The following is an 18,045-nucleotide window of genomic DNA, read 5'->3' as shown; positions in this document are numbered from 1 at the left end:
CGACACCGGACCGTGTCAGGAGCGTAGGGGGGTGGCTTCGGTGGGGGCGTAGGTCGGTTCGTGTTTTTTGAGGAGGCCGATGACCTGGTAGGTGACGGGGAGCATGACGACCTCGACCAGGGTTTTCCAGAGGAAACCGACGATTACGTAGTTGACGAATTGGCTCCAGCTGTCGATACCGATGGCGGTCGCGGCGATCGAGCAGAAGATGAGAGTGTCGGCGAGTTCGCCGACTACCGTCGAGCCGATCAAACGTGCCCACAGGTGCTTTTCGCGGGTCCGTTCCTTGATCAGCACGAGGGTCGCGGAGTTGAGTAGCTGGCCGACGACATAGCCCGCCAGCCCGGCTGCTACCAGCTGCGGGGTGGTGCCGATAACGCTGCGGAACGCCTCCTGGTTCTCGTAGAAAACGGCGGGAGGCAGCTGGATCGCGATGGCGAAACAGGCGACCATGACCAGCAGTGCGGTGAACCCGTAGAACACGGCGTGCCGTGTCGCACGGAAACCGTAGACTTCGCTGAGCACATCACCCAGGACATAGGCCAGGGGGAACAAGAAGAACGCGGCGTCGGTGGTGATGGGCAGTATCTCCAGTGGGCCGAGGTTCAGTGAACTGCCGGAGAAGAACTGCACCCCCTTGGTCGCGCAGATATTGGAGATGAGCAGTGTCGCCGTGAACAGCACGACGATCGGTGTGTAGTACCCCCGCGCCACCTGGGCGAAGGCCGCGTGAACGGGCGCGGGGTGTCCAGACTTGCCGGGTGACGGGGGCTTGTTCGATTCTTCCACCCGGCTATCCAATCAAACTCTCGAATAGGGTGTAGACATGACGAACCCCGGCCAGTCCGACGAATGGTGGAAGCAGTACGGGGGGTCGGGCGTATCGTCGGATCCCGCGAACGCGCAACCGTCCGCGGGTGAACCTTCCAACTACCCGTCGTACCCCTCGGCTCCGGCCCCGTCCCCGTCCCCGATGCCGCCGGCCACCCCGCCACCCGCGAATCCGTCGTATTCCGTTCCGCCGCCCGCGACTCCGTCTCAGCCCGTTCCGCCATCGCCCGGGCCGTACCAGGCCGCGCAGCCCTATCCGGCCGCGCAGCCCTATCCGGCCGCGCCCCAAGGGGGCGGTTACCCGATGGGATATCAGCCGTACGGCTATCCGGGCAGCAGGGGCACCAACGGGTTGGCGATTGCCTCGCTGATCAGCTCGCTGGTGGGTTGCGGATGCGGGATCGGCGCCATCGCCGGGATCATCATGGGCGTGATCGCGCTCGGCCAGATCCGGGACAGCGGCCAGGACGGCCGTGCTCTGGCGTTGGGCGGGATCTGGGCCGGCGTCGGCGTGATCCTGATCCAGGTGGTCTGGGTGGTGCTGATGTTCACCACGTCCTCGTAGCCGGCCCACCGGTCAGGCTTCGAGGACCTGGGTACCGCCTGCGAGCTTGTCGTGCCAGCCCTGTTTGTTCGGATCCTTGTCCAGGGTGGCGGCCATATAGACCATCAGGGCGAGTCCGGCGACCCAGCCCAGACACGGGATGATCGATACGGCCAGGTAGACATTGCGTTTCAAGGACACCAGCGGCGGCACGGCCGGTGCGCCGTTCGGTGCCACGACCTTGAGGCCCATGATCTTCTTGCCCAGTGTCGCGCCCGTCCGGCTCTCCATCAGCACGAAGTACACCAGCGTGGCCGCGAAAACGATCGCGTAGCTGAGCGACATACCGGATAAGCCGGACATATTCGGCATGATTACGAAATTCAGCAGAATCGCCAGCGGGAGCGCGACGATGAGATTGTCGATGAGTCGCGCCGCGAAGCGGGGCCACACCTTGCCCGGAATACCGAAGGCGGGCTGGAACTGCCCGTACTGATTTCCACCGTATTGGGCCTGGGGATGAATCGTCTGCTGATACGGGGGCTGCGGCTGTGGCGGGGGAGGCGGCGGGGGCTGCTGTCCGTAGGGCTGTGGCTGTCCGGGCGGTCCCGGCGGTGGTGCGTACGGCCCGGGAGCGCCGTACTGGGGCGGCTGCCCGTACGGTTGCCCCGCCTGGGGGTGGTTGCTGGGGTCGTACCCGCCACTGGTCATCTCGCCTGCCTGAACTCGAAAATCGTAAAGACCCGGTCGCAGGTCAGGTTACGGACCGCCGGCTGTGGACACCAAGCTGTCGGGCGTCAGTATCCAGGGAGATCGAGGAAGCCGGTCGGGATCGAATCCGGTGAGCAGTTCGTCCGCGCGCCCGCCCGATGATCCCAGTGAGGCAGCCAACATACCGACAACGTCGCGCACGGTATCGCCGCGGTCGCGCCGGTCGGCGAGGGTTACGGCGCCGTCGCGTTTGGCCAGGCGCTGTCCCGCCGTGTTGAGCACCAGTGGGACGTGTGCGTATTCGGGGACCGGCAGGTCGAGCAGGGTGGCCAGATAGGCCTGCCGCGGTGTGGAGGGCAGCAGATCGTCTCCGCGGACCACCTGGTCCACACCGTGTTCGGCGTCATCGATCACGACCGTGAGGTTGTAGGCGGGAAGACCGTCGCCGCGCCGCAGGACGAGATCGTCGACCGGGCCGCGGTACTTTCCGTGCAGGCGGTCGGTGATCTCGAAATCCGTACGGGCCGACCGTAGCCGCAGCGCGCCCGGGCGCCCGGCGGCCCGGCGTTCCTCGCGTTCGGCGGGGGTGAGATCGCGACAGGTCCCCGGGTAGGCGCCCTGAGGTCCGTGGGGGGCGGTGGCGGCCTGCTGGATCTCCCGTCTGGTGCAGAAGCATTCGTAGGTCAGGCCGGCCGCGGTGAGCCGATCGACGGCCTCGTCGTATCGGTGCAGCCGGTCGGACTGGTGCAGTACCGGGCCGTCCCAGTCGAGGCCGAGGGCGGCGAGATCGCTGAGCTGACGTTGTTCCGCGCCGGGACGTACCCGGTCCAGATCGTCGATCCGGAGTACGAAGCGGCGGCCGGTGCTGCGGGCGAACAGCCACGCGAGCAGGGCGGTGCGCAGATTTCCCAGGTGCAGATCGCCCGACGGGCTCGGGGCGTACCGGCCGGCCCCGGCTGTGGGCGGGACGGACGCGGAGTCTGTGGGCATCACCGTCATGGTAGGTCGGCGGTGAGCCGGGGCATGAGCCCGGCCGGTTCGGCGAGGGGTGCCGATGGTTCCATCTGGACGCCGCCGTCGGGCTCCGCGGATGTTTCGCCGAGTTCGGCCAGTAAGGACTCGGCGTGGGCGATCAGGCCGGGGCCGTCGAGGCCGTAGGGGAGCCGCCCAGGGGGATGGCCGGCGTCGGCCGGGTCGAAGGCCTGTATCCGCTCGATCGCGCGTTGTAGCAGCGTGCGGGCCCCTTTTCGGTTACCACGCTGGATATGGGTCAGGCCCACCGCGTACTGGGCGAGCCCCTGCCACAGCATGCGTTCGCTTTCCGGTCCGTTCTTCCAGACGGATTCCAGTACTTCGTGCGCGTTGAAGGCCAGCCCCTGGTCCAGGAGCTGCTGAGCGAAGGCGAGGGCTTCGCGTGGTTCGAGTTCCAGATCGTCGGGGATCCGTGGGACACCGGGTGAACCCGGTGGCAGCGGACGGCCCAGCCGGTCGCGGGGTCTGGCATTGGTGGCGCGTCCCTGATCGTCGCGGTCGCGTTCGGGCATGAGGCCATCATCGCGCTCGGCCCTGGTGGAGCTTGCGCCAGGGGGATTGACAATGGGTGAACTACTGATCACGTAATAATCACATTGGACCTTTCTCATGAATTTCGGACATTTTCGAGCAAAGTCATCCTTATAAGTCCGCAATTGTGCAGCAATGGGTCGACTCAGCGGGATTGGCAACGGTATTGGCGCAGTTGGCAAGACATCGGCAACTCCGGGACGAACCTGCTAGTGTTCGGGGTGCGGGGCCGCTCACAAGGGGTTTGAGCCACCGCGTCAGATGTGTTCGCGGACAGTGCGAGTCCGATCCTGGCAAACCGGATATTTGCTCGCTATCTGCGCGTGCATCGAGTATTCGGTGTCATCCGCCGGATACCAGCTAGTCAGGAACTATGCAGGAATCGAATATCGTTATCGACGCAGCGAAGGAGTGCAGTGCCGTGAAGGTGGATATGACGGGTGCTGTGTGGCGGAAGAGTTCATACAGCGGCCCGGACGGGAACTGCGTGGAGGTGGCATTTCTCGTAGGCGGCAACGTGGCGGTCCGCGATACGAAGGACCGCGGAAACGGGCCGGTGCTGGCCTTCGCGCCCGGCGAATGGGCCGAGTTCCTGTCCGGAGTGTCGGCAGGAGATTTCCGCGGCGCCTGAGGTTGTCCCGATATCAGGCAGTACGGCCCCGGGCCCGGGTGGCCCGGGGCCTTTGCCTGCCGGTCGCTGGATCCGCCCCATATGGCGTTATGGTCGGCCGGTGACCTCGCTGGCAGCACCGGACGCGACCCTGTACTGGCTGTCGCGGCGCACCCGCAACGACCAGTTCCTCCTCTATTGTTTCGCGGAATCCGCTCGCGAAGACGCCGAACTGCGCGCCGAAATTCTGGACCGCTGCGCGGCAATCCCCGAACTGCGGGTGCGGTTGTACGACGATCCCACGGGGCTCGCGTATCCGATGTGGACAGCCGCCGAGCCGGAATCCGCGCAGATTCTGCGACACCGGCTCACCGGACCCTGCTGGCCGGAACTGCTCGCCGCCCTCGGCCGGCTGGCCGGAACCGGCGTCGATGCCACGAAGTATCCGTGGTTGCTGCATATTTTCCGGGGCATTCGCGACAGCCCGGTATCCGATCAGCGGGTGACGGTCGTAGTTCTGCAGATATCGCATGCGCTGGTCGACGGTCGCGGGGCGTCCCGGATCGCCCGCGCCTTGTTCACCGAACCCGCGCTCTCCACCCGCGGACCGCTGCGCGCCGCCGATGAACCCGCGAGTCGGGCCGGCGGGCCCGAGCCTCTCGCCGGTGGGGCCGCGCTATCCGCCGCGACCGCCCGCATCGCGAGACTCGGCCCCGGAGCGCGCGGCACATCCCTCGTCCGTTCGTTGCGCGCCGCCGCCCTGCTGCCCGTCGGGATGGCGCGCACCCTGCGGCGCGGTATCGGCGCCGCGCGGGCGCGCGGCGAACTCGACGCGCTCACCGCGGCCGGCCGGGTGCCACCGCCCGGGTCCGGCTACCCGCCCGGGCCTCTGAACGGACCCGTCGAAGTCGCGGGCCACGCTGTACGGATGCTGGTGTGCCCGGCGGACGAGTTCCGCGTGCCCGGTCTCAGTGTCACCGTGGTGGGGCTTACGGCGGTATCGATCGCGATCGAGCGGTACCTGCGGGACCGCGGAGCCGACGTCACCCGGCTGGGTGCGCAGGTGCCGATGGCGCTACCGCCGCGGCCCGGCGTGCGCAACAACTACCGCAGCCTCGGCGTGGACCTGGGTGCCGGGAAATGCGATCCACGCCGCCGGGCCGCGACGATCGCGGCGGAGTTGGCGGCTCGCCGGGAGCGTGCCCGGCATCCGCTGCTGGATGCGCAGGATGCCGTCGACGCGGTGGTGCCGCCCCTGCTGTTACGCCGGGATGTCCGCGATTACCCGATTCACGCGGTCCCCGAGCAGATCACCGGGCATACCGTGGTCTCCAGCGTGAATCGTGGACCCGCCGACCTGACCTTCGGTGGCGCGCCTGTACGGTTCACCGGCGGATTCCCCGCCCTGGGTGCGGTGATGCATCTCACACACGGTATCCACGGGCTGGGGGAGACCGTCACATTGTCCCTGCACGCCGACCCTGCCGCCGTACCCGATCCGGATACCTACGCCGGCTACCTGCGGGAAGCGGTGCGTGAGATGTCCCACGCGGCCGGCTGAGCCGCGGGGCTTCCGCTCGGGCTCGTCAGCCCGGATCGATACCCAGTTCTTCGCGGGTGGCGACGATGAGTTCGCGTTCGGCGACCCGCACCTCGCCCAGTAGCTGTGTCTTGTGGTCGCGGGCGGCGCGGATCTCTTCCGGCGGGGCGTCCTGCAGTTTCTTGCGCTGCAGGGTGAGGGCGGAGAGCAGGACGTCGGAGAGGGTGTCGGCCAGCCGGCGCCACTGTTTGTAGTGCGGATCCGAGCCGGCCAGGCGCAGCACATTGGCCCGGTCCGAGCCGGCTTCGAGCTCATGGATCAGATCGCCGATCAGTTCATCGGTCCATTCCTCGTCCCGGCGTAGTGCCTGGCAGATGCGGCCGGACATGCCCAGGGAATCGGCGACGGCCGCGGCGACGGTATTCCGGCGCCAGTGCTCGCCGGCCTGGACCAGCGCCACGGCATGCGCCGACTCCACCTGGTGGTGGGCGGCGTCGAGCTGGAGCCGGGTGGAATCGGCCTGACGTGCGACGCTGTCGGTCTGGTGCTGGGCCGCGACGGACAGGGTCCGCTGGGCCCGTTCGTCGGCGGCGGCGATCGCATCCCGGTTCGTCCGGTTGTTGACCAGTACGGCGACCACCGCCGCACCACCGAGCGCGAGCGAACCGAGCAGCGGCAGCCACGACTGCCACCAGGCCGGGGAACTCTGAACGATATCGATCACCTGGGGATCCACGGCGCCCATCATGGCACCGTCGGCCCGGGCGGGCGCGACGGCCGTCACAATTAGGTGCTCAGCGGGGGTGAACCATTGGATATCTTGCCGGATAACGTGATTCGTGCTATGTCCGCCGGGGGCCGGGGTCGTGGGAACTGCCCCCGGCGGGAGGGATGAGCGGGTGTTTTCACGATGCGATGGGGTGGCAGGTATGCTGCTCGGCGGAGGATTCGCCTAGTGGCCTATGGCGCTCGCCTGGAACGCGGGTTGGGTTAACAGCCCTCGCGGGTTCGAATCCCGCATCCTCCGCAGTCGGCCCCGCCGGTGGATATCTCACCGGCGGGGCCTTTGTGCTGTGCGGTCGATTCTGCGAATCGCCGAAGAGGGCAGTTTGCGAGCCGGGGCCGATCCGAGCACCGAACCCCCGTGATCTCCGGGGACGGGGCGGTCGCGCCCCCCGACGCGAGTGGTCGCGGGTAGCGGCTACACTGGCCCACGGATCCCGCGCGGCGCGCATCCTGTGAACTCCCCCAGGGCCGGAAGGCAGCAAGGGTCAACGGGCTCTGCCGGGTGCGCGGGGTCCCCTTAATTCGGACCACACGAGTTCCGGTATTCCGGGCCGCCGCTTCGCGGTCGTGGTGAACCGTATGTCCGGCGATGATTCGCCGAGAATCCCAACACCTCCCAGCGTCGGCGACCGGCCGGGTAACGTGGCTCGGGGCGACCGCCCAAACGGTCGCTTGTGAGCACGTTCACCCCACCAGGTAGTTGGAAAGGCTGTCCAGGATGCCCCGGCAAACGCAGATCGGTTTGATGAGTCCCGAGGAACTCGCCGCCGAGCACGAACTCCAGTCCGCGAACTACGCGACACTGCAGGCCGCTCAGCTCACCCTCGATCTGACCCGGGGCAAGCCGTCGCCGGAACAACTCGCCCTGTCCTCGGCACTGCTGTCGCTGCCCGGCGACGGCGATTTCCGTGACGGCACCGGTACCGATTGCCGTAACTACGGTGGTCTGCACGGGCTTCCGGAGCTACGTGCCATTTTCGGTGAGCTACTCGGCATCGGTACCGACAACCTGATCGCCGGGAACAACGCCAGCCTGGAGTTGATGCACGACACCATCGTCTTCGCCACGCTGCACGGCCTGCACGATTCGCCGCGGCGGTGGGCGGATGAGCCCGTTGTGAAATTCCTGTGCCCCAGCCCCGGCTACGACCGCCATTTCGCGATCACCGAATCCCTGGGCTTCGAGATGATCCCGGTGCCGATGCTGCACAACGGACCCGACACCCGGGCCATCGCCGAACTGCTGGCCGCCGACCCGCAGATCAAGGGCTTGTGGGCCGTCCCGAACTATTCCAATCCGACCGGCGTTGTCTTCTCCGAAGATGTTGTCCGGGAATTGGTTTCGATGCCCGCCGCGGCACCGGACTTCCGGCTGTTCTGGGACAATGCCTACGCTGTGCACCCGCTCACCGATACCGCCGCTCCCGTCGTGGATGTACTCGGGCTCGCCACGGCGGCGGGAAACCCACATCGCCCCTTGGTGTTCGCCTCCACCTCGAAGATCACTTTCGCCGGTTCCGGGGTCAGCTTCTTCGGTGCCTCGACCGAGAACCTGAACTGGTACCTGGGGCATGCGGGGAAGAAGAGCATCGGCCCGGACAAGATCAACCAGCTGCGGCATCTGCGTTTCTTCAGCGATGCGGCCGGGGTGCGGGCCCATATGCAGAAGCACCGCGCGATTCTGGAGCCGAAGTTCGCGCTGGTCCTGCGGATCCTCGAGGAACGCCTGGGTCCGTCCAAGGTGGCGTCCTGGACCGAACCCAAGGGTGGCTATTTCGTCAGTCTCGATGTGCTCGAGGGGACGGCCGCGCGGGTGATCGAGCTGGCGAAGAAGGCCGGTATCGCGTTGACCGCCGCCGGGTCGGCGTTCCCGTACAAAAACGATCCGGAGGACAAGAACATCCGGATCGCCCCGAGCTTCCCGGCGCTGCCGGAGCTGGAGCAGGCCATGGACGGATTGGCGACCTGCGTCCTGCTGGCAGCGACCGAGAAACTGCAGAAGTAGCGGGGCCGGGTCAGGCCGGTTTGCGGGCGTGTACGGCGAACATGGTCACCGAGAGGTGGATATCCCCGTCGGCCGCGCCCGCGGCCAGCTCGGCGAGCAACTGTTCCCGTTCCGCTTCGGTGATCAACCGGCGCGCCACCGCCATGGCCGAGACCCTGCTCACCAGCGCCCCGGCGCCGACCGAACGATCCTGGACCAGAGCGTGTGAGCCGGTACTCGCCACCTCGAGGCCCGCGGCGGTGAGCAGTCCCTGCAAACGGCGGCCCGAATAGGCGTTGGTGGTTGCCGAGATGAGGGTGTCGACGACCTCCCGCACCACGCGGCGATCTCCCGGGTGCACGATCGCCGAACCCCAGTCGGCGTCCATCACCACGGTCCGGCCGCCGGGGCGCAGGACACGGGCGATTTCGCGGGCCGCGCGCGAGGGCGCGGTGAGGTGCTGGAAAACCCGTTCGCACAGCACGGCGTCGAAGGTATCGGCCCCGAAGGGCACACCGTAGGCATCACCGGAGTGGAAGGTCGCGGGTGAATGCAGTTCGGCGGCGCGTTTTTCGGCCGCGGCCAGCAGGTTGGGGTCGGGTTCGACACCGGCGGCGATACCGGTGGGTCCCACCGCTTCCGCGAAGGTGATCACTTGGGATCCGGTACCGGATCCGATATCGACGGCCTTCTCGCCCGGTCGCAGTGCGAGCGCGTCGTGCGCCCATTCCCGCAATCTGGTGAGTCCGGGGAGCGTGGCCTGTAGATCGCGGATATCGACCAGCTGGTCCTGGCCGGCGGCGTCGAAGCGGTCGGGGCGTAACCCGAAACTGTCCATGGGTCCGTGTCCATCCAGTGTGGTGGGTGGGTGTATCGCCGTGTCTGGCATGGGGCGAGCCTAGTAGGTGCGGCGATGCCGTGGGATCATCGCTGGTAGTCCGAAGTGAGGAGCAGGCTATGGCCGAGTTGTGTCTCGCCCAGGAACCCGAGGCGGACCGCTTGTTATCGGAGAGCTCGCTGGCGCTGCTGGTCGGGATGCTCCTGGACCAGCAGTATCCGCTCGAACATGCCTTCCGGGGTCCGAAGAAGATCGCCGACCGGATGGGCGGGCTGGATATCCACGCCATCGCCGCGGCGGATCAGGCCGAATTCGAGGAAATGGCCGCCACACCGCCCGCCATCCACCGGTACGGCCGGTCGATGGCACGGCGCATCCAGGACCTGGCGCGCTATGTGCTCGAACACTACGACGGCGATGTGACCGCGATCTGGACCGCCGGGGATCCGGACGGAAAAGAAGTGCTCAGACGATTGAAGGCACTGCCCGGGTACGGCGACCAGAAGGCCCGGATCTTCCTCGCACTGCTGGGTAAGCAACTCGATATCCGCCCACCGGGCTGGGAGCAAGCGGCTGGTGATTACGCCGAGCCGGGATCGCGGCGTTCGGCGGCCGATATCGTCGACGGTGAGACGTTGCTCGAGGTCCGTGCTTTCAAGAAGCAGATGAAGGCAGCGGCGAAGCAGAAGTAGGTTTCGCCGCCGCCGGACAGCTACTCAGCGGAAGCGGGCGAGCCGGGAGAGCTCGGTGGCCAGACCGGAATCTCCGATCGGGGTCAGGGACAGATCGGTGCCGGCGGCCAGCAGATAGCGCCCGTCGTCGGTGAAATCCAGCCAGGTGCGGTATATCGGTGGCGGCGACATCGGGTTGTCGGGGGCGACCGCGATGGTGAAGAAACCGCGGGCATCGATCGGCCGGTGCAGGGCGGCCCGGAGCCGCCGCGCCCGAATCGCGGCGGCCCCGTTCGACTGCCTGCCCTGGTCGGGGCAGAGCACGGCGGAGCGCGGTTCGCGCATGGCGGGTAACCGCCCCGCCCGGGCCGGCCCGAGTGTGCTCACCAGGTGTTTGCCGACAGTCCGCGCATGGCAGGCGATAACGGTGACCTCCCCGGACCGCGCACTCACGAGCGCGCCCCAATTGCCGAAACCTACGGCGACAGCGAGAACGGGGTCGCGGCGCCGGCCCGCGCTGTCGAAATCGTCGCCGAAAACGGTGACCCGGGTGACATCGGTTCGGGCGAGGAAGCGCAAGGTGCCGGTGAGGTCGGGGTCACCGTTGGGTGGGAACCGGTGTTCGAGCCGCAGCGCGGACCGGTCGCTCTCGGTGGCGGCGGTGGCACGGGGAGCGAGATCGATGGGGTGGGGGCGCCGGTCGAGTCCTGTTTCGATCTGCCAGATGTAGCTGAACTCGTCCGGCGTGAACACCCACTCCATCAGTGGCTCCCGCCACCCGGATCCGCGCGTTCGGCCTGCTCCGCTTCGGTGTACTCGCCGAGTACGGGCGGAATCGCGGGCTGGGTCGCGGTCAGATCCTCGTTGGGGGCGTGCAGATAATCGGGGCTGGGCCGCTCGTGATCGGCAGCGCGTGCCGGCGGCGAACCGGTGTGGGGAGCGAGTGGTATTCCGGCCGGTACCAGACGTAACGGCCGGGTACCCGAATGCTCGGTGTTCGCCGGGCTCGGCGAAGTATCGGATTCGGTGCCCGCCGGCCTCAGTGGTTCACGGTAACCGGCGCCGGTGGGTCCTGGGGCGGGCTGACGGGTCACCTGTTCGGCGACGCCGGCCGGGGCTCGGGAGATGGAATCGGGGGTGGGGGATGGAGGCGGCGGACCTGCGGGGCCCGTGCCGGTGTTGGTCGGGGCTCCTGACCCCGGAGCCGATACTCCCGGGACTCCGGTGCCGAGGGGCGTGACAGCCGAGCCGGGCCGGTATCCGGTCGTGGTGGGACCTTGCCCCGGCAGCGCACCGGCCGGACCGCTCTGCCCGGGTACGACAGCGCCCGGAGTGCTCGCCGGCGTCGGCGGAACTGGTGAGGCCGGATTCGCCGGTCCCGCGCCGGCCGGGGCGGGACCGCCGATCGCTACCGGAGTCGGCCCGGTCGAGGGGCGAGGTTGCGGTTCGGCGGTGCCCGGACCGCCGGCGAGTGTGGCGCCGCGTTCGATCGGGGACGAAGAAGCCGCGCGGGCGGCAGGATCCGCACCGGATGGGTGCGTATCCGGTGCGGGGTTCGTGCCGGCGGGCGTCGTATCGGCAGGTGCGGCGTCTTCCGGGAGTGGTGATCCGGAGTCCGGGCTGGTATCCGGTGGTGTGGTTCCCGGCGTGCCGGCCTCGTCCGCGGGTGTGCCTGCCCCGGGCGGCGCATCGGGGGATGGCCCGGCCGGTGGTGACCCTTCTCCGAGCGGGACCGGTTGTGGCGTCGAGTCGGTATCGATCAGCGGGTGTGGATGTTCACCGGGCAGGCCGGGTGCGGTGCCGGGTGTCGTGCCCCGCGCGGTCGGCTCGGTACCGGGCTCCGCCGGTGCGGTTTCGCCCTGTCCGGGAGATATCCCCGGTCCCTGCGGGGGCTCGGTTTCCGGTGCCGTCGGAACGGCGCGTGGACCCGCAACTCCCGATACACCGGCGGCTTCCCCGCCGTCCACCTCGGCGATCGTGGTGGGAAAGCGGGGGACGCTGTCTCCGCTTGCCGGGATTACCGGGTTGTAGCCGAAGGTCATCGCGTCCTGGGCGGTCGCGGCGGCCGCGGCCGCCGCGGTGTTGTAGGCGGTCCGGCGTTGGGCTCCGGTGGCGGCCTCGACCGCCGGATCCGGCTCCGGCAGGTAAGGTTCCGGCGGCGGTGGGATGGCCGCCCGGACCGATTCGGCGGCACCGGAATTCGCTGCCATGAGCTGTTCGAGGACCCGGCAGACCGCGACGGACTCGTCACCGGCCCGGATGAGGGCGGTCGCGGCGCGGGCGGCGGCGGCTGCCGCGATACCCGACCACTCGCCGGAGAGCCGGGTGATATCGCGCGAGTGATCGTCGAATGCCGACTCCAGTGCGCTCGCGGCGAGACCCCACACGTCGGCGAGGCGGCGCAGTTCGGCCGGTGCCAGTTCCTCATGCGCCTGGTCCCAGATCTGTTGATGGGTGTACGCGTCGAAAACCTCTCGGTCCGGCACATAGGCCGGATCGGTGCCGGCGCTCGTTCTGCTGTTCTGCCCCTGGTGCGCCACGATCGGCCCCCTTGTCGTTCGGTCGGCGGCTATCCGGAGATGAGCACCGGACCGAATGGTTTCACTTCTATTGTGCCCCTGTGTAATTCGCTATGATGCCGTAACGCCGCCGGTATCCGCCAGCGTTGCGGCGAGAGCGGCGCCGTTCGCGGCGTCGGCCTCCTGGAAGAGCGCGGCGGCCGCCAGGTAGGCCGCCTTGTGGCGGAGCGCGGCCTGTTCGAAGGCCGTGAGCACATCGAGGTATTCCCGGCCCTTCGCTTCGAATCCCCGGGTGAGTGCGTGGCCGGAAGGTAGATCCGGGAACCCGCGCACCTGGGAGAGGTCCGCGGCGTCGGTTCTGGCCTCCCGCACCCGTTCCACGAGCCGATCACAGGAGTCCGCGAGGCCGCGGGCGACCTCCTCCGACATCCGGAATTCGCCGGCCTCGGCCGCCTGGTACAACTCGATCCCCGCCTGCTGGCCCAGATCCGGTACAGACATCGTTTTCCCCCTTCGGACTCCCCGCCTCCCGATCGGAGCCTAGCAGCGGGAAAGGTCTCGGACCAGGGTCGATCCGGCCGGATCGAGACCGATCCGTGCGCGCGGGCGCATCGGCGGGCCTGTGCGAACATATTCTCCGTCGGTACGAGGGAAATATTCTCCGCGAAATGCCGGACAATATTCTCCACGGTATCGCGGGAAATATTCTCCGTGAACTTCCGGAGAACAACTCCTCGGTGGTTATGTGGTTGACGACGTGTTTGCGGGAATCGGGAAAACAGCAAATATCACTCCGGACATCGCGGTCTGCCGAAGGAATTATGCTCCGACCCATTCTGGATGCCGATACCGTCCCGCGCACCGAGAGGCTCGCCGAGAAAATAGGCTCGACCTGGTGAAACACCCGATCCGGGGTTACGGATCGAACGAACCCCTTGGTGTGTTGCCGCAAGGGATGTTAATTTATTTGTTATGTCTACCAGCCCCACCAAGCCGAAGCCGGTCACATATGTGACCGCCGCGCTCGGTCTGCGGCTGCCCCTCACCCGCGAGTTGTGTTGCTCCCGCCGCCGCGGTTGAGCGATTCCGATCTACTCGCCGCCTCGTTGCACTACATGTAGGCATATCCCGGCGTACGGGAAATAAATCGAGGAAATCATATGGCTGTCCGCACCGCCGAACGCATCGCGTCGCAGGCTCCCACCACTCGCACTCGTGTCCCCCGTCCGGTTGTCCCCCCGGACCTGCGACTCTCCGATAATCCGGCCGCGGCGGTGCTGCGCTCCGCCACCACCGGGCCGGTATTCCGCGATAAGACCGCCCGCGTCACCGGGTTGAGTATCGCCACCGTCAATCGCCAGGTCTCCGCGTTGCTCAGCGCCGGGTTGCTCCGGGAACGCGCCGATCTCACCGTCTCCGGCGCGGTCGGCCGGCCCCGGGTGCCCTTCGAGGTGGATATCGACACCGCCGGCACGCTCGGCGTGCATATCGGTGCCGCGACCACCCGGATCGTCGTCGCGGATCTGCGTGGCCGGATCCTCGGCGGCCTCACCATCGCTACTCCCCAGACCGGGCAGGAGTTCGCGGTCAAGACCGTGGCGCACAGTGCGAAATCCTTCCTGCAGCGGTGGTACCGGCGTACACCGCTGTGGGTCGGGGTGGCCATCGGCGGCCGGGTCGACCCGAATACCGGCGTTGTCGATCATCCGAAACTGGATTGGCACGGAGCGCCCGTAGGGGCGGTCTTCAGCGAAGTACTCGGCTTGCCGATCTCGGTGGCGCCGCACGTCGAGGCGATGGCCGCCGCGGAGTTGCTGCTGCCCGGCGTGGGTCATGAATCGGCCGGCGCCCCCGACCAGGCGAGCGCGCTGCACGGCAGCAGCCTCTACTTCTATGTCCGTGAAACCGCGGGAATCTCGGTGACATTGGACGGCCGCGTACATACGCCGAACAACGGACCGGGTTCGATCGCCCATCTCCCGACGGGTTCGGATGTGGATTGCCAGTGCGGCCGCCGCGGCTGCCTGGAGGCCACCGTCGGTGACCGCGCGCTGCATGCCCGGGCCGTGGGACGCGGAATCATCCCCGCGCACAACGGGAAAGCCAGTTCCAATATCGGCGATCTCTACCGCGCCGCGGTGCGCGGTTCGGAACCGGCCCGCGAGTTGCTCGCAGAGCGCGCCACGGTACTCGGCCGTACGGTCGCCCTGGTGCGGGATATGCTCAACCCGGACCGCGTGGTGCTCGGTGGACAGGCTTTCACCACCTACCGCCCCGGGCTTGCCCATGTGGCGCGTTCGTTCAACGAGGCGACGATGCTGCCGCCCACGGATATCCGGGTAACCGGCTACGCATCGAAGGTGCAGGAGTTCGCGGCCGTCGTCACCTCGCTGAGTGCCCTGTACGCGGACCCGCTCGCAGCGCTGCGCCGCCTCCAGGCCTGAGCCCCGCGCGGCGCGGACTTCACGCACTCGGCCGTATCGCCGGCCGAGTCGAAGAAGCGGGCGCGGGGCCCCTGAAATCCGTCGAACAGCGGTTCTGGCAACGCCGGGCCCTGTTCGGATAGCCGACCCGTCCGCGGCGGCGATCTCCGCAAACACACCGCCGACCGTTATCGGCCCGAAGGTCAGGCCGAGGGGAAGAGCCCTTCGATCGCGGTGATGAAGTACGGGAAATGCCCCGCGAATCGGTGCAGGTCCCGGTCACGCTCGAATCCACCGAACCAGTACAGGCCCGGAACGTCGTCGGCGGACGGGTCGAGATCGCGGAACGTGCGCACCCAGTTGTCCGCCCGGCTCCAGACAACCATGTAGGGGAGGCCGCGGGAGAACACGAGTTCCTTGTCGCCGGAAGGGATCTGCGCGCTCGTGACCTGTTCCAGGCCGAGTTGCAGCCCGCGGATGCGGCCGGTGAGCGATCGTCCGAACGCCGTGCGGATCGGCAGGAATTTCTGGGCCGCGAGCAATCCGCCACCCGCGAGCGCGATCGCCACACCCACCAGGGCGTGACCACCCAGTATCGCGGCCAGGACGGTGACAACGGCGCCGAGCACGACCAGCCCGCCACCCAGCCACAACGGAATACGACGGCGGGACGGGTCGACGAAAGCGCCGTGTTCGACAGCGTCGGCGAGCATCGCCCGGCGCAGCGGTTCGGCCGGCAGCCTGCCCGGCGCAGTGAGTTCGGCGACCGTGATTTCGCCGGCACCGGCGGGTAGCAACGCGTCGTAGACGGCTCGTTCGTAGGGCCGCAGCAGATCGTCGGCTGGGTTGACCCGGACTATCCGCCACTGGGTTTCGCCTGTGCGTCCGATCCACAGATAGTTGCGAACCGCCAGATCGACTACGGTGGCAGCGATATCGGTCGGGTCGGCGTGACCGTCCAGCAGGACGCCTGCCGCACCGGGCAGGATGCCCTCGGGGGAGGCGAACTGGGTGCGTCCGTCTGTCCGGACCAGTGGTTGGGTGGGTTCGCCGGCGCCGGTTTCCCGGCGCGTCCAGAGAATGTAGGCGGCCAGCGCCGCCAGTGCGGCCAGCAGCAGCGCGAAGGCGATGAGAACCGGCCCGGTGACCGCGAACGGCGAGCTCCCCGGGCCACTGATATCGGCGTTCGACGGTACGGTGCCGGGCGGGATCTGCAGGGTCAGATCCACCGATTCGCCTTTGTGGAGATTCGTCTGGTCCAGGTACAGCACCCCGTCCGGCTCGATCCGTACCTGCGCGCAGGGCCGGGTGTTACCGATCGGGCCCAGCAGGCATTCCACGATGCCCATTTCGAAACTCGGGCTGATCAGGGAGGCGTGGATTTCGGCGATATCGACGTTGAGCACGCCGAACCAGCGGAACACCTGGCTGCCCTCGGCATCGCTCACGGTGTTCTGCACCGAGTACCGGAATGTCGACTCTCCCGGACCCGCGTCGACCTTGAACAAGTCGTCGGCGACCTCCGCGGTGCCCGGACCAGTGGTTTCGATATCGGTGACCGCGAACCTGCGTTCGGAATCCTCACTGATCTGTACCCGCAACGGCAGTGACATGGTGAACCGTTCACCGGGCGGGACCGTCACCTTTTCGTTCACTTCGAGCACACCCTCGCGGGTGAGTGTCATTTCGAGATTTACGATCGCACCGGCAGGTTGTTGTGCCCGGGCTGCCGGCGCGCCCGGTACCAGCAGAGTGAACAGGCCGATCAGTGCGAGCAGTAGCGCCGGTGCGCCCCCCCGAAATGTGAGCATGACTCGTAACCTTAGACAGCTTGCTATCCTGCGTCAGCGGCTGTTGGTGATCGGAAAGTGCGAGGGGGTCCGGGGGAGTGAATCGACCACCTTACGGACATGGACCCGTTCCCCCTGGTAGACAGCAGATTCCGCCGTACGGCCGACCGCCCTACGGTCCGCCGGGGCCGCAGTACCGGCCGCCGCAGCACGGTCACCCACCGGGATATCCCGCCGCCGCTCCGGGGTATCCGGGGCAGCGGCCCGGATACCCGCCGCCGCAGCGTGGTCCTATTCCCGGCTATCGCCCGATCGTCGCCCCACCCATGCCGCCACCCGTTCCGCAGCGGCCACCGCGCGGGCGGCAGCCCCGGCCCCGGCGCGGCGCCCGGGTGTTCTGGGTTCTGCTCACGATCACCTTGGTCGTGGTGGCCGCGCTGATCCGCGGTGCACTGGGTGCCGGCAGTTTGAACGCGCTCGGGCCGCAGCCCGACCACAGTTACGAAACCGGAGTCACCGGACCCGCCGAAACCGGAACCAACCCGCTGCTGACCGACCCGAACGCCACACTCGTTCCGGCGAACTGCCCGTACGCGGAGTGGTCGACCGATGAGGATACGGCCCGGGCTTTTTTCGCCAGTGCCGCGAAATGCCTGGAGGCGGCGTGGCAGCCGGTACTCGAGGCCGCGGGGTTGCCGTTCGAACCACCGAACGTGCACGTTTCGGCGACCACCGACGGCATCACCACTCCGTGTACCGGCTCGACCAGTGATTTCGCCGCCTTCTACTGTCCGGCCGATCGCACGGTCTATATGCCGATCAGTCAGTTGCAAACCGACTACTACGAGGACAACTGGGTCGTCTATCTGTCGGTGTTCGCGCACGAGTACGGACATCACATCCAGAATCTGTCCGGCATTCTGCTCGCGGCCAACCATGAACGGATCGATGCGGGCGCGCAGAGCCCGGACGGTCTGGAACTGTCGCGCCGGGTCGAACTGCAGGCCAACTGTTTCGACGGGATGTTCCTGGTGTCCTCGTCCGACGGCGGCGCGCTGACCGAAGAACAGATGACGCAGGCCCGCACCGATGCCGACAACCGCGGCGATCAGAGCGGCGATATGCGCGATCACGGCACTCCGGCGAACGGTGGGCGCTGGTTCGGCCTGGGTGTGGAACACAACCAGGCTGTCCAATGCAATACGTTCACCGCTCCGGATGATGCCGTGGGCTGA

Annotated in this window: 17 protein-coding genes, 1 tRNA gene and 1 other RNA gene; 9 read left to right on the top strand and 10 right to left on the bottom strand. The window is 67.6% G+C overall.

What is annotated here, in order from left to right:
• Positions 1 to 15: 15 nt before the first annotated feature.
• Positions 16 to 789, bottom strand: coding sequence for a queuosine precursor transporter (locus tag ABZ827_RS25135; protein WP_357241261.1), 774 nt, complete (start codon positions 787 to 789; stop codon positions 16 to 18).
• A gap of 37 nt (positions 790 to 826) precedes the next feature.
• Between ABZ827_RS25135 and ABZ827_RS25130 the strand changes: the two genes are divergently transcribed.
• Positions 827 to 1,396: a DUF4190 domain-containing protein gene (locus tag ABZ827_RS25130; protein WP_357241258.1), complete on the top strand. Its 570-nt coding sequence runs from the start codon at positions 827 to 829 to the stop codon at positions 1,394 to 1,396.
• Positions 1,397 to 1,408: 12 nt separating this feature from the next.
• Here the strand turns inward: ABZ827_RS25130 and ABZ827_RS25125 are convergent, their stop codons facing one another.
• The 3 genes from ABZ827_RS25125 to ABZ827_RS25115 are packed head-to-tail and all read right to left on the bottom strand — an operon-like array spanning position 1,409 to position 3,630.
• Complete coding sequence (locus tag ABZ827_RS25125) at positions 1,409 to 2,086, bottom strand: RDD family protein (protein WP_357241255.1); 678 nt, start codon at positions 2,084 to 2,086, stop codon at positions 1,409 to 1,411.
• Positions 2,087 to 2,134: 48 nt separating this feature from the next.
• Complete coding sequence (gene gluQRS / locus ABZ827_RS25120; RefSeq protein WP_357241252.1) at positions 2,135 to 3,085, bottom strand: tRNA glutamyl-Q(34) synthetase GluQRS; 951 nt, start codon at positions 3,083 to 3,085, stop codon at positions 2,135 to 2,137.
• Entirely contained in the window at positions 3,082 to 3,630 is a 549-nt protein-coding gene (locus tag ABZ827_RS25115; protein ID WP_357241249.1) for a DUF309 domain-containing protein, read from the bottom strand. The genes gluQRS and ABZ827_RS25115 overlap by 4 nt, the downstream gene beginning before the upstream one ends.
• A gap of 392 nt (positions 3,631 to 4,022) precedes the next feature.
• On the opposite strand from ABZ827_RS25115, the gene ABZ827_RS25110 reads away from it, so the two are divergent.
• Positions 4,023 to 4,280, top strand: coding sequence for a DUF397 domain-containing protein (locus ABZ827_RS25110; RefSeq protein WP_357241246.1), 258 nt, complete (start codon positions 4,023 to 4,025; stop codon positions 4,278 to 4,280).
• A 100-nt stretch (positions 4,281 to 4,380) separates the two neighbouring features.
• Positions 4,381 to 5,820: a wax ester/triacylglycerol synthase domain-containing protein gene (locus tag ABZ827_RS25105; protein WP_357241243.1), complete on the top strand. Its 1,440-nt coding sequence runs from the start codon at positions 4,381 to 4,383 to the stop codon at positions 5,818 to 5,820.
• Between the two features lie 25 nt (positions 5,821 to 5,845).
• On the opposite strand, the gene ABZ827_RS25100 is transcribed toward ABZ827_RS25105, so the two are convergent.
• Entirely contained in the window at positions 5,846 to 6,583 is a 738-nt protein-coding gene (locus ABZ827_RS25100; protein ID WP_357241240.1) for a hypothetical protein, read from the bottom strand.
• Positions 6,584 to 6,740: 157 nt separating this feature from the next.
• Between ABZ827_RS25100 and ABZ827_RS25095 the strand changes: the two genes are divergently transcribed.
• From ABZ827_RS25095 to ABZ827_RS25085, 3 genes are all read left to right on the top strand, one after another.
• Positions 6,741 to 6,826, top strand: a tRNA-Ser gene (locus tag ABZ827_RS25095).
• A 185-nt stretch (positions 6,827 to 7,011) separates the two neighbouring features.
• Positions 7,012 to 7,106: signal recognition particle sRNA small type (gene ffs, locus ABZ827_RS25090), an RNA gene on the top strand.
• Between the two features lie 197 nt (positions 7,107 to 7,303).
• Entirely contained in the window at positions 7,304 to 8,590 is a 1,287-nt protein-coding gene (locus tag ABZ827_RS25085; RefSeq protein ID WP_357241237.1) for an aminotransferase class I/II-fold pyridoxal phosphate-dependent enzyme, read from the top strand.
• A 10-nt stretch (positions 8,591 to 8,600) separates the two neighbouring features.
• Here the strand turns inward: ABZ827_RS25085 and ABZ827_RS25080 are convergent, their stop codons facing one another.
• The gene (locus tag ABZ827_RS25080) at positions 8,601 to 9,407 is read right to left on the bottom strand and encodes a methyltransferase domain-containing protein (protein WP_357241435.1); all 807 of its coding nucleotides are present in this window, start codon (positions 9,405 to 9,407) and stop codon (positions 8,601 to 8,603) included.
• A gap of 119 nt (positions 9,408 to 9,526) precedes the next feature.
• Between ABZ827_RS25080 and ABZ827_RS25075 the strand changes: the two genes are divergently transcribed.
• Positions 9,527 to 10,099 carry an HhH-GPD-type base excision DNA repair protein gene (locus ABZ827_RS25075; protein ID WP_357241234.1) on the top strand — a complete coding sequence of 191 codons (573 nt, stop codon included), beginning with the start codon at positions 9,527 to 9,529 and terminating at the stop codon, positions 10,097 to 10,099.
• Between the two features lie 24 nt (positions 10,100 to 10,123).
• Here ABZ827_RS25075 and ABZ827_RS25070 read toward each other — a convergent pair whose 3' ends face one another.
• The 3 genes from ABZ827_RS25070 to ABZ827_RS25060 all read right to left on the bottom strand — a co-directional run bounded on the left by ABZ827_RS25070 (position 10,124) and on the right by ABZ827_RS25060 (position 13,098).
• On the bottom strand, positions 10,124 to 10,840 hold the full coding sequence (locus ABZ827_RS25070; protein WP_357241232.1) for an ESX secretion-associated protein EspG: 717 nt from the start codon (positions 10,838 to 10,840) through the stop codon (positions 10,124 to 10,126).
• Entirely contained in the window at positions 10,840 to 12,618 is a 1,779-nt protein-coding gene (locus tag ABZ827_RS25065) for a hypothetical protein (protein WP_357241229.1), read from the bottom strand. The genes ABZ827_RS25070 and ABZ827_RS25065 overlap by 1 nt, the downstream gene beginning before the upstream one ends.
• A gap of 90 nt (positions 12,619 to 12,708) precedes the next feature.
• Entirely contained in the window at positions 12,709 to 13,098 is a 390-nt protein-coding gene (locus ABZ827_RS25060) for a hypothetical protein (protein ID WP_357241226.1), read from the bottom strand.
• A gap of 659 nt (positions 13,099 to 13,757) precedes the next feature.
• On the opposite strand from ABZ827_RS25060, the gene ABZ827_RS25055 reads away from it, so the two are divergent.
• Entirely contained in the window at positions 13,758 to 15,041 is a 1,284-nt protein-coding gene (locus tag ABZ827_RS25055; RefSeq protein ID WP_357241223.1) for an ROK family protein, read from the top strand.
• A gap of 182 nt (positions 15,042 to 15,223) precedes the next feature.
• Here ABZ827_RS25055 and ABZ827_RS25050 read toward each other — a convergent pair whose 3' ends face one another.
• Positions 15,224 to 16,831: a DUF2207 domain-containing protein gene (locus ABZ827_RS25050; RefSeq protein WP_357241221.1), complete on the bottom strand. Its 1,608-nt coding sequence runs from the start codon at positions 16,829 to 16,831 to the stop codon at positions 15,224 to 15,226.
• Positions 16,832 to 17,136: 305 nt separating this feature from the next.
• On the opposite strand from ABZ827_RS25050, the gene ABZ827_RS25045 reads away from it, so the two are divergent.
• Entirely contained in the window at positions 17,137 to 18,045 is a 909-nt protein-coding gene (locus tag ABZ827_RS25045) for a neutral zinc metallopeptidase (protein ID WP_357241218.1), read from the top strand.

Source organism: Nocardia sp. NPDC019395 (genome assembly GCF_040632335.1).
GTDB lineage: Bacteria > Actinomycetota > Actinomycetes > Mycobacteriales > Mycobacteriaceae > Nocardia.
This window is presented reverse-complemented; position numbering and strand designations above follow the sequence as displayed.

Excerpts from the sequence above, each read along its gene's own strand:
- ABZ827_RS25130 (WP_357241258.1), top strand. The coding sequence starts at position 827 with ATGACGAACCCCGGCCAGTCCGACGAATGGTGGAAGCAGTACGGGGGG.
- ABZ827_RS25125 (WP_357241255.1), bottom strand. The coding sequence starts at position 2,086 with ATGACCAGTGGCGGGTACGACCCCAGCAACCACCCCCAGGCGGGGCAA.
- gluQRS (WP_357241252.1), bottom strand. The coding sequence starts at position 3,085 with ATGACGGTGATGCCCACAGACTCCGCGTCCGTCCCGCCCACAGCCGGG.
- ABZ827_RS25115 (WP_357241249.1), bottom strand. The coding sequence starts at position 3,630 with ATGCCCGAACGCGACCGCGACGATCAGGGACGCGCCACCAATGCCAGA.
- ABZ827_RS25110 (WP_357241246.1), top strand. The coding sequence starts at position 4,023 with ATGCAGGAATCGAATATCGTTATCGACGCAGCGAAGGAGTGCAGTGCC.
- ABZ827_RS25085 (WP_357241237.1), top strand. The coding sequence starts at position 7,304 with ATGCCCCGGCAAACGCAGATCGGTTTGATGAGTCCCGAGGAACTCGCC.
- ABZ827_RS25080 (WP_357241435.1), bottom strand. The coding sequence starts at position 9,407 with ATGGACAGTTTCGGGTTACGCCCCGACCGCTTCGACGCCGCCGGCCAG.
- ABZ827_RS25075 (WP_357241234.1), top strand. The coding sequence starts at position 9,527 with ATGGCCGAGTTGTGTCTCGCCCAGGAACCCGAGGCGGACCGCTTGTTA.
- ABZ827_RS25070 (WP_357241232.1), bottom strand. The coding sequence starts at position 10,840 with ATGGAGTGGGTGTTCACGCCGGACGAGTTCAGCTACATCTGGCAGATC.
- ABZ827_RS25060 (WP_357241226.1), bottom strand. The coding sequence starts at position 13,098 with ATGTCTGTACCGGATCTGGGCCAGCAGGCGGGGATCGAGTTGTACCAG.
- ABZ827_RS25055 (WP_357241223.1), top strand. The coding sequence starts at position 13,758 with ATGGCTGTCCGCACCGCCGAACGCATCGCGTCGCAGGCTCCCACCACT.
- ABZ827_RS25050 (WP_357241221.1), bottom strand. The coding sequence starts at position 16,831 with ATGCTCACATTTCGGGGGGGCGCACCGGCGCTACTGCTCGCACTGATC.
- ABZ827_RS25045 (WP_357241218.1), top strand. The coding sequence starts at position 17,137 with ATGCCGCCACCCGTTCCGCAGCGGCCACCGCGCGGGCGGCAGCCCCGG.